We start from the raw sequence: 12,983 nt of genomic DNA, 5'->3' as shown, positions 1-12,983 counted from the left end.
AAGACGCTATCTCTCCCATCGAGCATGGGCGCCACACTAAAGCGGCGAGATAAAGGTTTTGCAGGCATAGCACAAACAAGTAAGCAGGAGTAACTCCTCCGCATTGTACCATTTGCATGAAGCAAATAGTCTTTGTTCGACTGACCCGAAGCTCAGCACTCAGGGTTAAGCGGTCAAATCTCTCAGAAACTGTTATCAAGACGTCACAATTTTGTAATTTTCTTGATCATCATCACGCCATTGTTAGAGTGAATGCTTCTTCGCAATGCAGTGATTTCAAGGGAGTAGATCATGTTGTGGCGTTTTGCATTGACCCTCTTTCTCAGCCTGTGCGGTTTGAGCGTTTCCTTCTCTGTGTCGGCCTTTGATATCAAAGTGGCCGAAGGCTTGTGTTACGGTGTTGCCGAGGACGATGCCAAGAAAATTAAAAAGACCCTGCGAAAATACAAAGTGCGGCTACCCAAGGTATATCAGGAAGTACAGTGCAATGGCCGTAGCTTATTGAAGTTCGCGCTTGAGCGTCATGCTTACAATGCTGGCAAGTATCTGGTAGAAAAACTGCCTGATGAAATGCTCAATGATGCGGGGCCTGATGGATATATGGTTTTATCCTGGGGTGAATTTAACGGTTACAAAGATTCCCCTATTCTAAAAGAGATCCGCCGCAGACTCTGACTTTGATGTTTTTTTAAGCAGGCCAAACGCCTGCTTTTTCTTCTTACACCGCATCCAGCTCACTTTTTTGCCCTATTCCTCGCTTAAGCGCCGATTGCAAGTTGCGTCACCCCATTTAGCGGATAGAATAAAATTAACTGTACCAGCCAGTTAGCAGCTGCTGGCAAGCTATCGGAGCATCAAGGCCCCTTTTCCTATGAATGTAGAATTTATCAACCCGTTTTTAGAGTCGCTAAATAACGTGCTCTCCACCATGGCTTCGCTCGAACTTACTCCAGGTAAGCCACGGTTGAAGAAAGATGAAAAGGCGCAAGGCGATGTCAGCGGCCTGATCGGTATGGTCGGCCCACAAACCAAAGGCTCACTGTCTATCACCTTTGACGCAGCGTTGGCGCTGGAAGTGATGCAACGTATGCTTGGCGAACGTCCTAATGAGATCAACGAAGAAGTCACCGACATGGTCGGTGAGATCACCAATATGGTTACCGGTGGTGCAAAGCTTATCTTGGGCGAAAAAGGCTACGATTTTGATATGGCGACCCCAGTCGTTGTATCTGGTACAGGGCACACCATCAGCCACAAATCAGATGGCGCCAAATTGATCATGCCATTCACCTCTGACTTTGGTAATGCCCATATCGAAGTTTGTTTCGATAAATGATCTGGCAACAGAAAACGATAAATCTAAAGCCGCGTTCTCGCGGCTTTCATTTAGTTACCGATGAACTTATTTCCCAGTTGCCTGAACTAGCGGACTTATCCATCGGGCTTTCACACTTCTTTATACAACACACCTCTGCCTCCCTAACCATTAACGAAAATGCAGACCCTACGGTACGCACCGATATGGAGTCTCATTTCAATCACTACGTTCCCGAACGCGCCAGCTATTACCAGCACACCTACGAAGGCGATGACGATATGCCCGCTCACATCAAAGCAAGCCTGCTGGGCAGCAGCATCTCGATACCAATACAAAATGGCAGATTAGCTCTTGGGACATGGCAAGGGATCTACCTGGGTGAGCACAGAGATCATGGTGGCAGTCGCAGGATATTGGTCACATTGCAGGGTACCGACTGATCTGATCGCTTGATAATCGTGTTATCACTGCAAATAACCTAAACCGAACCACGCTATCGATATGCCCCACCGCCAAAAAGCCAAACCCAAAAGCAAGCTTCGTGTGCTCTTGCTTCAGATCCGCAATGACAGCGTCACTCGGCTTGAGGAGTTAACCAGTTTTGCGAGTTTTTCAGGGCTGGAAGAGCAACAGATATCGATACTGAACGTTTTTGACCGACCACACTTTGAACCAGAGGTGGTGGATCCATTCGATGCTGTTTTTGTTGGAGGCTCCTCTGACGCCAGTGTACTGGAGCCGATCGATTATCCCTTTGTTCCGGATGCTGAAGCCCTGTTGCGATACTGCATTAAGATCGGAAAACCCACATTCTGTAGCTGCTTTGGTCACCAGTTAGCAGTGACAGCACTCGGCGGTACAGTTATCAGAGATGAATCGGATTACGAAATGGGCACCTTACCCATCTCGCTAACTGACACGGCAAAAGATGATCCTTTGTTTCACGACACACCCAACCCCTTTATGGCGGTATCGGTGCACAGAGAACGCGCCCCGCAGATCCCCGAGGGTTGTACTTTGCTGGCAGAAACTGAAGTGTGCAGTCACAGCTTCAAGGTTGACGGAGCCCCGTTCTGGACAACACAATTTCACCCAGAGGTAGACAGGAAGGTGTTGGTGGAACGGCTGACGCTCTACGCACACAAATACACCAAGGGCGACGGCCACCTGCAGCAGGTATTGCAGAGTGCGGTAGAAACACCAGAGTCCAATCACCTACTGAAAAAATTTATTGATCGTGTAGTTATGGCGGCGAGTAGGTCAGAATAGACAGCATCATCAGGCTTGGATTATTCACGATGAAAATGACCTCCCGCAACGTCGCGATTGCACTGGTTTTGTTCGGTAGCTCTCTCTTCACGGCAACTAAAGCAGCCGAGCATCGTGAACAAACTTACCCTTTGGCGGGCACAACCTTTACCCTGGCACTGGACACACGTTTCACCCCTTCCCAAAAAGAAAAGCTGACCCAATGGATCAATCAAACGGCTCATGGGGTCAGTTTGATCTCTGGTACATTCCCGATCCCCCAGACCCGTATCGAGGTGAGCAAAGCTAGCTACGGACAGGGGCCTGTCCCATGGGGACAGATAAACCGAGATGGCATTGAAGGGATCACCTTTTACGTCAATGCCAATTACCCGCTCGATGCATTTCAACGGGATTGGACCGGCATGCATGAGTTCAGTCACCTGCTGATCCCCTTTCCCGGCCACGATGACATCTGGTTATCTGAAGGACTGGCAAGCTATTTTCAAAATATGTTGCGGGGACGCCAAAAGATATTGACTGAATCTCAAGTCTGGCAGGAGATGCATGCAGGTTTTCAAAGAGGTTTGCAGGATGCTTTAAGACAGCAACGGCCACTGCGAGAACTTAGCGAATCCATGTGGTCCACTGGCAGCTACAAGCGAGTTTATTGGTCTGGCGCAGCTTACTTTTTGATGGTCGACGTTGCATTGCAAAAAGCCAACAGCCGCCATTCAGTGAGCAATGTGTTGGCCACTTTTCAACTATGCTGCCGTATGCAGGACAGGCGCTGGACAGGCCCTAAAATGATCACTGAATTTGATCGACTCAGCCAAAGCACAATTTTTTCAGACACCTACAAAAAGATTATCGATCAAGACACCTTTCCCGACCTCACTTCAGAATACCAATGGTTAGGATTGGACCTCTACGGTGGCAAGCTGGTGCTGAATGACAGTGAAGAGCTACGCCAACGACGCCACAAGTTACTGTTTGATCTATCAGAAAGCGACTAACTGCATCATAGAATTAGCCAGATAGCCTATGGTTAAATGGGCCCGCAACAATTAAAGCTTGCCAAGTAGAGAGAGGTTAGATGTTTCTCAACAGTATTAATCAGTTTCGGGGCATGGCGATCCTGTTTATTGTTTTTGCCCATGTCTACCGAATGGCGGGCTGGGAAATCGATACCGTCACCGAAGGTGCGCTCTTCAACCTGATGATGAACGGCACCGTATTCTTTGTATTCATCTCAGGGTTTCTGTTCCACCACGTGTTCCACCACCGCCGCGGATTTGGCAAATACTTCGGCAACAAGTGCAAATTTGTACTGTTACCCTACCTGTTGCTATCCCTACCTTGGATCATCTGGCATCTCACCAGCAGCGAAGGGCCGATGTTCCATCAAGAACTGGCTGGCATCGACAACCCGGCACTCGCTGCGGGCTGGTACGTTATTACAGGACGAACACTCACCGCCTACTGGTACATACCGATGGGCATGATGTTGTTTGCGCTTTGTCCGGTGTTTAAATGGCTCACCAACAAAGGTTGGGTGATATATACCGCCATTCCGTTGCTGATCGTAGCAGTGTATGTGCACCGCCCAATCGGGAACCTGAATGCGATCCAATCTTTAGTCTATTTTCTTCCCATCTATCTGATCGGCATCTGGGTATCAGCTCACAGGGACAAAGCCTTCCCTTGGATGGATAGATACTGGTGGTTGTTGCTGGTGGTAGCTATTGCACTGGCCTTTATTCAAAGTGCTTTTCTTGAAGCCGGCCCGATGAATAAAGCCGCATTTGAACCGGGCCCGCCGGATCTGATGCTGTTGCAAAAGTTAGCACTTAGCCTGGCAATCATGGCGTTACTGAACAAGCTTGGCGAAAAAGAGATCCCTCTTTTCCCTCAACTCGCTGATACCAGCTTTGCTATCTATTTTATCCACCCTTGGATAACTACCCCTTGGTGGATGATTTTCGACGAACCGGATCTGTTAGGGATCCAGCAATATGGCGGTTGGGTAACTGCGGTACTGCTTACCTTAGTTATCACCCTTATCAGTATGCTCATTGCCATGGGGATCAAAAAACTGATGGGCAAACGCAGCCGTTACCTGATTGGTTGGTAAACACTCCCCTTTGTTATTATGAGTAAATAAAAAGTGCCCTTTGTTCGAGGGCACTTTTTTATTCTTAGCCCATACTTGCTGTGCTGTTTCACTCTCCAGTCACCGATGACATAACACAGCAAGGACCTATTTATGAGCGATTACAACCCGTTTGACACCCATGGCGCGCCCAGCTGGCTTGAGCTGATGACCACTGACACCGAAGCTGCAAAAGCCTTCTATGGCGAGCTATTTGGTTGGCAAATGGAAGATGTGCCCATGGAAGGCATGACCTACACCCTGCTTAAAAATGCCGATATTCAATTTGGTGGACTAATGACACTGCCACCGGAAGCAGAAGGCGCGCCACCTCATTGGGGCAACTACATCACTGTCGATGACACCAATGCAATGGCCTCAAAAGTTGCAGCGCTGGGCGGAAAAGTTTTGATTCCACCCAGAGACATTCCTGATGTTGGTCGATTCAGCGTTATCCAGGATCCTCAGGGCGCAATACTTTCAATTATTTCTTATTTTGAGAAAACACACTGTTAGTCCAGAAACGAGGCCTGAAAACCGAAAGCAAACGGTTTTAAAGGCCTCTATTTACAGTTCATCAGCAACACTCAGATAACAGATTTTCATTAAGTTGCATCTCAAAATCCTATTTGGATCTCAGAATACGTATTCTTCAATTACCCACACTAAAATAGCTGTTAAATTTTTTGACATACACATTGGAATTCTCTACTGACAAAGGACGTTATCATGGCAATGGCTTTCCATAAGCTCACGATCAAATTTCAGCTTGCATCTGTCCTACTGCTACTCCTGTTTCTGGTGTTTTCTATCGGTGGTTGGCTCAACTATCGAGGCGCTGCATCCGCACTGCAGGAAACCGCACAGCAAGGGCTAGAGACTCAACTGCAAACCGCTGACCAGCTACTTCAAACCCAGTTTCAGGCATTGGAGATGATGGTAGGTAGTTTGGGGGATGTGTTGGACAGCTACCTTGGTGGTGACATCAAGATCACCAGCGACCGAACGGTGGTTAACGGCCACCAGGTACCCGTCGCGACAGCGCTGGGCAAAACGATTAATAACGACTTCTCTGTGCCGGATAGCTTTACTCAGGCCACAGGAGCCACAGCGACTATCTTTATTCGCCAGGGTCAGGATTTTCTCCGCGTATCCACATCACTTCGAAAGCAAGATGGCAGCCGAGCCTACGGAACCTGGCTGGGAACACAACACCCGGGTTATGAACAATTGATAAAAGGTCAAAGCTACGTTGGTCACGCCCAGCTGTTTGGTAAAGATTATATTGCCGAATACCGCCCCATCCGCCATGGTGGTGAAACCGTTGCCATCCTGTATGTCGGTGTCGATATTACGCCAATCGTCAAACAAACCATGGACGACCTGGCGGCTATTATCATTGCCAAAACCGGACACCTCTATGTCACCGACCATCGCGGCATGATAGTTCAGCATCCCACGATGAAAGCCGGTACCAATCTACTTAACTACCTCGATGATCAGGGCAACTACCCTTACCAAAACCTCCTCAAAGAGGGCAATGGCACCATCAGATACTTCCAGCAGGACAAGTCAGGCGAATCAAGTGCCAGACTGGCTGCATTTAGAAAAGTAGATGGCTGGAACCTCTACCTGCTTGGTGGATCATTTGAGAAAGAATTTACCTTTGCCTCATGGGGCGTTGCTGTCACCACATTCTGGGTCGCAACACTGGGGATCCTTATCATTACTGTCATCGGTGGTTTTGTTCTGCAACGCTCTCTGGGGTCACTGCAGGGACTTAGTAAGATCCTGGAACAGATTGGGCTGGGTAAAATCAGTAACTTGAAAGTCACCTCAGTAGAGCGGTCTCGCAACGAAGTTCATCGAATGGCAAGCTCGGTTCATGCGATGGCGGAGAACATGACCGGGTTGATCCACGGCGTTAGAGATTCGGTAGGTCGTGTTGATAATTCTTCCCACCATATCAATAAGTTGGCAATGCAGCAGCAGGAAGTGGCAGGCGAAGTGAAGGATCAGTGTATACAGATCGCCTCTGCTGCCGAGCAACTGAGCGCTTCTTTTGATGAAGTTGCCACCCGTGTAGAAAACTCTGCATTGGCGTCGACAGAAGTGGACTCCTCCACCAATCTCGTGTCAGACAAGGTGGCGCAGATGCACCATGCCGCCAACGACATGCAATCTCAGCTCGCTGAAGCGAGTCAGAGTGTCGATGCCCTGCATGTCAGTGCCGAGGATATTGGAAAAGTGGTAGAGATCATTACTGGCATCGCTGAAAAAACCAACCTGTTGGCACTCAACGCCGCCATTGAAGCTGCACGAGCGGGAGAACAGGGACGCGGCTTCGCGGTGGTGGCTGACGAGGTACGACAGCTGGCACAACAAACGCAGGATTCCACGGCACGGATCACCGAGATTGTTGATTCACTACAGCGCAACGCGCAAACCACGGTAAGCCAGGTCAGTGAGGCGCAGCAACAAGCTGTCACAACAGAGTCTCAGGCCGCTGAAGCGAACGATGCGCTCAGTCAGCTTTCAGAAAACATCAGCGCAATTGCGGAACAGCTCACCTCCATTGCCGCCTCTGTGGAAGAGCAATGCACAGTGACGGAGTCACTGACTAAGATGCAACAGCAGTTATTGGATAAATCGACTCAAAGTGCCGAAGATGCCAATACCGTCAGTGCCTCTGCTTCAGATCTGGCCAATGTGGCCAAGCACTTAAATCAGTCAATTGGTGTATTTAGTTAACAGCCCGGTAATGCTCAAACAAAAAAAGCCGCTTCATGCGGCTTTTTTTCTATCCAAGTTCAGAGTTACTTGGGCACTTCGGTCTGATTACAGGCGGCTGCGGTAAAGACGACGTCGGTAGAACTATTCAACGCGGTTTCCGCTGAATCCTGAACCACACCAATAATAAATCCCACAGCAACCACCTGCATTGCTACATCGTTGGAGATACCAAACAGGCTGCACGCCAGTGGGATAAGCAGTAAGGAACCACCCGCAACACCGGATGCGCCGCAGGCGGAAACGGCAGCAACAATACTGAGCAATAATGCAGTCCAGATATCCACTTCCACACCCACGGTATTCACCGCTGCCAATGTCAATACGGTAATGGTGATCGCGGCACCCGCCATGTTAATGGTGGCACCCAGCGGGATAGATACTGAATAAGTATCTTCGTGCAGTTTCAGGCGATCACACAGGCCCAAGTTAACGGGTACGTTAGCCGCTGAGCTACGGGTAAAGAATGCAGTTACGCCAGACTCGCGAAGGCACATAAACACCAGTGGATATGGGTTTTTACCTGTTTTCACAAAAACAATCAGCGGATTAACCGCCAATGCAATTATCAACATGGCGCTAAGCAGCACAGCAAGCAGGCGTCCATAATCCGCCAACGCATCAAAACCGGTTTCTGCGATGGTGTTGGCCACCAAACCAAAGATACCCAGAGGTGCAAAGCGAATCACCATTTTTACGATTAAGGTGACGCTCTCCGACACGTCATGGAACATCTGCTTGGTGCTGTCAGCCGCTTTATGCAAAGCAAGCCCCAACGCCACAGCCCATGCCAGAATGCCAATAAAGTTACCGGTCAGAATCGCATTAATGGGATTATCTACCACCTTAAACAGCAAGGTATTGAGTACCTCGACAATACCTCCAGGAGGAGCCATTGCCGCTTCCGGCGCTGTTAAAGCCAAGGTAGTTGGGAACAGGAAGCTAAGTGTCACCGCCACAAGCGCAGACGAGAACGTACCGATCACATACAGCAGTAGTATGGGCCGCACATTGGTGTGTTCACCTTTCTTCTGGTTGGCGATAGACGAGGCGACCAGAACAAACACCAATACCGGAGCAACCGCTTTCAAGGCACTGACAAACAGAGAGCCAAGAAATGCGACACTCAACGCCGCTTGGGTTGATACCGCAGCAAGCGCAATACCTGCAATAATCCCGACAAGGATCTGTAGCACCAGGCTACCACTCATCAGTTTTTTAACGAGGGAGGTTTGTGTCGTCATTCTCACCCTTTGCCATTCAGGCTCTGGAAATTAAAGGCTGAGGTTTTAGCAATTGATAATGGAGGCTGTCCAGCGATACCGGCTGCTAGTTTGATCTGGCACTGCACAAATGCTGGTCATGGTGTAATATGCTGGCCGCGCCATCGACACCTATTTTTGCCTTACTTTAAGCAGGGTATCTGTCAGGGAAGCTCTCAGTGTCGCTGGTCTTGAATAACAACCAACAGAGAGCCGACAGCCCAATAAGCCTGTCGAAGAAAACCGTATGAAACGACTCGAAAAGCTTGCAATTCAAATCCTTGGCGATGCCGATCTGGCAGCACGTTGGTGGCAGAAAGAGAACCCACATTTTGCAGGCAAAACCCCTGAAGTTGTGGCTGCAACCCAAGAGGGCAGCTCAATGGTTGAGCGCTACCTAAACCAGATTTCCAGCACCATATTGGCCGCTAGTCGCTAGCGACTAGCTCCCCTCACCCCAACCCTCTCCCTCTGGAGAGGGGGTAAAGATGAAGCAAACTTTACTCCCGCGTTAAAGCTCACCCAGTGAAACGTAGTGGGTATCAACGCTCCTGTGCATTGGCATGCCCCACGCAGTGTTTTGGGTACCATGCACCCGCGTCATACCGTACTTCCTGTACATCGCCGCTCCTGTGCATCCGTGCACCCGCGTCATACCGTACTTCCTGTACACAGCGTGCCCCGCGAAGCGTAGTGGGTATAAAAAAGGCCCGCGTAAGCGGGCCCTACACGAAAAGTTGTAAGCTAGCTAATCGCTAATCAAACAACTAAGGGAGGCTAATCATTACATCGTCCTGCACCTTGGTATCCGTCGGCTGACCGCCGCCAAACTCCCACTGTGCGTCTTCCGTTGAGATGCTGCGATAGCTATCTGAGATGCCATCGATATCCCAGGTCGTAATATAGATTTGCGCGCCATCAACACTCAGCGGATTGCCCAACATAGCAGCGCTGAACTGGAAGGTGATGGTACCCGCTTCTTTGTTCACACTAATCGCTGGCGCTTGCGCCACTGGCGCACCCCACTCATCCGCAGTGGCGCCTTCGGCACTGTATGCGGCATTGTTCCAGCCGTAGCTACGTGTCATCACGTCCCACTGCATGCCATCCGGTACACTGCCATTGAGCTTTGGCATCACAGTGGCACCTTCACCTTCATTTACGTCAATGAAGATTGTAAAGCTGACATGGTCAAAGCCATTGGTGGGATTCCAGGTATCCGTCACCTCTGCCATTTTCACAGTCAATGTAATATTACTGCCATTGGCGCTGGCGGATGCCTGAACTATGTCCTGTTGTTGGCCATAACTCTCATCCTGCGGATAGCTGTAGGCTTCATCGCCTGTTGCATCGTCCACTCGCACGCCGGCAAAAGGCACAGTGATAGGCTCAATGTCATCCATGATCTTCGGCTCACTAGCTTCACCGCCACCGAATTCCCATTGCGCACCTGCAGGGCTAAGTGTACGCAGGCTGTCCGAAATGCCGTCTATATCCCAAGTGGCGGCATAAACCTTAGCATCGGTCCAGTCAGCAACTCCTAGTGCATTACCGTCGTAGCTGAATGAAATAGTGCGTGCTTCAGCATCTACTTCTACCGTCGGAGCAAAACCCAGGTTTTCACCACGAGTATCGGCATCAGCGCCTTCGGTGCCGTACATCAGGTTGTTCCAACCATACACACGGTGCGCTAGGTTCCAGCTAAAGTCAGCCGGTGCCGCAGCATTCAACTCAGGTAATACTGTCAAACCTTCCTGACCTGGCAGGTCAAAGAACAGGTGCAAGGATGCATGATCAAAGCCGTTGGTTGGGTTCCAAGTCTGGGTGATCTCTTGCATTTTCAGTGTCACAGTCAGGTTGCTGCCAGAGGCCAGCAAGGACACCTGCTCAATATCCTGCTGTCGGCTGTAGCTTTCATCCTGTGGATAGGTGTAACCGCCGTTCGGACCGTTATCATCATCCAGCAAATCGTCTTGGGAAACTTCAACACCTGTTGGCGCGACATCAGAGGTAAAACGAATCTGCTCGCTGGCCACCATCAGGTCTTCAGCAAACACTTCCACTTGGTGCTGACTGACACCGGCAACGAAGTTTTCAACCGGGATCACCGTCTGCCAATCACCGTTACCGTCAGCAGTCACTGGTATCGCCATATCCAGATTACCGTCAACGACCAGCAGTAGTTCGCTGTTAGCCGCAGTCACAGATCCTGTCAGCAGAGTGTTTTCAGTTAATGTCGTACCATCAATATCTTCATTCACGGTAACCATCTGATCGCCCGGCGCGACATCACCGGTTTCGGTAGATTGCATCAATACCAGTGCTGCACGAGGATCCAGTGACATAGTCACTTTGCCATCAAAGCCAACAGTGACATTTTCACTGTGGTTTTCACCGGCTAAAAGAGTCAGCACTGTGCCATTTGGCAGGCCGGTATCGAGACCATTTACCAAGGTGGCATTGTCTGCCGTATTGAAAATAATAAAGGCGTTTTGCCCCTCATAACTACGCTGATAAGCCAGTACGCCAGGCGCCGCGACGTTGTCCGCCAGCATGGTCATATCACCGCGGGTGAAGACAGGGTTTGAGGTACGGATCTGGGCCAGCTCAGCAATAAACTGGAACATCTCTGATTCCATATCAAACTGGTCTTCGTCACTCAGATAACCACCGGCAAACATCGCCTGACGCGGTTCATTCAGTGCCTGCTCTGTGCCCTGCCAGATCACTGGAATACCTGGGATAGTCAGAATGGTCGTCAGCGCCTGCTTAAGTCCCGGCAGCGAGCCCTTCGACAGGAAACGGGCAACGTCATGGTTATCCACAAAGTTGGGCACGATCCAAGGGTTCTGGTATGCCGTCATATGTTGGTCAAGGCGGTAACTCAGGAACTCACTGGGCTGGCCTTCAGCAAAAACACGACTCAATTCAGAGTAGAGCGGGAAGCCAATCAGTGATTTAAATTCTGGGCGTTCTGCCGTTCCCTCATAACTAGCTAGCTTCAGCTCACCGTTATTCATCAAAGGATCGGACGCTTCAAATACTTCACCAAAATAGTGGAAGTCTGAACGTCCCGTTGCCATTGCAGCGGCTTCAATACCGTCATCATCATGGAAGAAACTGTGCCAGAAATCGTGCCCAACAAACTTGGCTGTATCTACGCGAAAAGCATCAACACCCACTTCCTGGATCCAATAGCGATAGTTTTCTTTCATCGCCGCCAGTACAGCAGGATTTTCAGTATTCAGATCATCCAGGCCAGACAGTTGGTAATAGAGCTCTTGCTGCTCATCCTGAAAATCACTGATGTCTGGCGTCCAGTGGTAAATATCAGCCGCAACGTGATCTGGATTGGTCCTGTCATTCTGATCGAACGGGGCCTGCACAGGCGCGGTGACTGGAACATTGTCTGCGATTAGAGTGAAGTTCTCTGCTGTGTCGTCAGGATTGTAAGTGCCGTCATAGCGGAAGAAGTTACCGGTGTGGTTGGCCACAATATCCTGAATCAGATACATGCCGTTTTCATGCAGTGCATGAGACAGGTTTTTATAGGTTTCCAAGTCGCCGTAATGCTCATCGACGGCCATAAAATTGCGGGTCCAGTATCCGTGATAACCGGAAAACTGATTGAAGGGATCCCACCACTGATTAGCCACTGGTGGCGTGATCCAGATAGAGGTCGCACCCAGCGCCTTAATGTAATCAACTCGCGCCTCAATACCGCTTAAATCGCCCCCGCTGTAGTGGCTTTCTCGACTGGGATCGTAGTAACCAGCTTGGTCATTATTTGAACTGTCACCATCATTGAAACGGTCGATCATCAAAAAATAGATAATCTGATCACGCCAGTCGGGTGATGCTACATGAAGATTTCGCCCCTCGATGCACTCATTTTGGGCTTCATTCGCGACCTGCGGCCACTCACATACGACCGGATCATCGTCGTCATCATCGGAGCAACCGCCGAGCAGTGCGACGGACACAGAAAGCGCTAGAAGACTGGGCTTCAGCCATCCATTTTTGGCGTTCATAGCATATTTACCTTTGCTTGTTTTCCAATAATCCGCTTTGGTCCGGCCGAACACCATCGCGGTTGCCTAATAAATCGACAGCAAGGATAAAGCATGACAAGCAAAACAAATTGTCATATCACGACAAATGCATGGTCTTATTACGCAATCAAAAAGCGGTTGTGATCAGGTTAACAATTTAG

11 protein-coding genes are annotated in these 12,983 nt (G+C 49.7%); 9 read left to right on the top strand and 2 right to left on the bottom strand.

Features of this window, described 5'->3' with window-relative positions:
• Window positions 1-291: 291 nt before the first annotated feature.
• The 8 genes from ABEA14_RS07000 (at window position 292) to ABEA14_RS06965 (ending at window position 7,469) form a co-directional block, all read left to right on the top strand.
• Complete coding sequence (locus tag ABEA14_RS07000) at window positions 292-675, top strand: DUF3718 domain-containing protein (protein WP_345339182.1); 384 nt, start codon at window positions 292-294, stop codon at window positions 673-675.
• 196 nt (window positions 676-871) lie between these two features.
• Window positions 872-1,336 carry a chemotaxis protein CheX gene (locus ABEA14_RS06995; RefSeq protein ID WP_345339181.1) on the top strand — a complete coding sequence of 155 codons (465 nt, stop codon included), beginning with the start codon at window positions 872-874 and terminating at the stop codon, window positions 1,334-1,336.
• Window positions 1,333-1,758 carry a secondary thiamine-phosphate synthase enzyme YjbQ gene (locus ABEA14_RS06990; protein ID WP_345339180.1) on the top strand — a complete coding sequence of 142 codons (426 nt, stop codon included), beginning with the start codon at window positions 1,333-1,335 and terminating at the stop codon, window positions 1,756-1,758. Before ABEA14_RS06995 ends, ABEA14_RS06990 begins: the two co-directional genes overlap by 4 nt.
• Before the next feature lie 61 nt (window positions 1,759-1,819).
• Window positions 1,820-2,587, top strand: coding sequence for a type 1 glutamine amidotransferase (locus ABEA14_RS06985; protein WP_345339179.1), 768 nt, complete (start codon window positions 1,820-1,822; stop codon window positions 2,585-2,587).
• Between the two features lie 29 nt (window positions 2,588-2,616).
• Window positions 2,617-3,582: a M61 family metallopeptidase gene (locus ABEA14_RS06980; RefSeq protein ID WP_345339178.1), complete on the top strand. Its 966-nt coding sequence runs from the start codon at window positions 2,617-2,619 to the stop codon at window positions 3,580-3,582.
• An 80-nt stretch (window positions 3,583-3,662) separates the two neighbouring features.
• Window positions 3,663-4,700: an acyltransferase family protein gene (locus ABEA14_RS06975; protein ID WP_345339177.1), complete on the top strand. Its 1,038-nt coding sequence runs from the start codon at window positions 3,663-3,665 to the stop codon at window positions 4,698-4,700.
• A gap of 132 nt (window positions 4,701-4,832) precedes the next feature.
• Window positions 4,833-5,234, top strand: coding sequence for a VOC family protein (locus ABEA14_RS06970; RefSeq protein WP_345339176.1), 402 nt, complete (start codon window positions 4,833-4,835; stop codon window positions 5,232-5,234).
• Window positions 5,235-5,447: 213 nt separating this feature from the next.
• Window positions 5,448-7,469 (top strand): methyl-accepting chemotaxis protein, encoded by a 2,022-nt coding sequence (locus ABEA14_RS06965; RefSeq protein ID WP_345339175.1) that lies wholly within the window; start codon window positions 5,448-5,450, stop codon window positions 7,467-7,469.
• A gap of 65 nt (window positions 7,470-7,534) precedes the next feature.
• On the opposite strand, the gene sstT is transcribed toward ABEA14_RS06965, so the two are convergent.
• Window positions 7,535-8,752, bottom strand: a complete 1,218-nt coding sequence (sstT, locus tag ABEA14_RS06960; RefSeq protein ID WP_345339174.1) for a serine/threonine transporter SstT — start codon at window positions 8,750-8,752, stop codon at window positions 7,535-7,537.
• A 265-nt stretch (window positions 8,753-9,017) separates the two neighbouring features.
• On the opposite strand from sstT, the gene ABEA14_RS06955 reads away from it, so the two are divergent.
• Window positions 9,018-9,209, top strand: a complete 192-nt coding sequence (locus ABEA14_RS06955; RefSeq protein WP_345339172.1) for an MbcA/ParS/Xre antitoxin family protein — start codon at window positions 9,018-9,020, stop codon at window positions 9,207-9,209.
• A gap of 328 nt (window positions 9,210-9,537) precedes the next feature.
• Here the strand turns inward: ABEA14_RS06955 and ABEA14_RS06950 are convergent, their stop codons facing one another.
• Window positions 9,538-12,801 (bottom strand): alpha-amylase family glycosyl hydrolase, encoded by a 3,264-nt coding sequence (locus ABEA14_RS06950; protein ID WP_345339171.1) that lies wholly within the window; start codon window positions 12,799-12,801, stop codon window positions 9,538-9,540.
• Window positions 12,802-12,983: the final 182 nt, after the last annotated feature.

The organism is Corallincola platygyrae (genome assembly GCF_039544265.1).
GTDB classification, from domain to species: Bacteria; Pseudomonadota; Gammaproteobacteria; order Enterobacterales; family Neiellaceae; genus Corallincola; species Corallincola platygyrae.
Note: the sequence above shows the minus strand (reverse complement) of the source record. Positions and strands in the feature narration are given on the sequence as shown.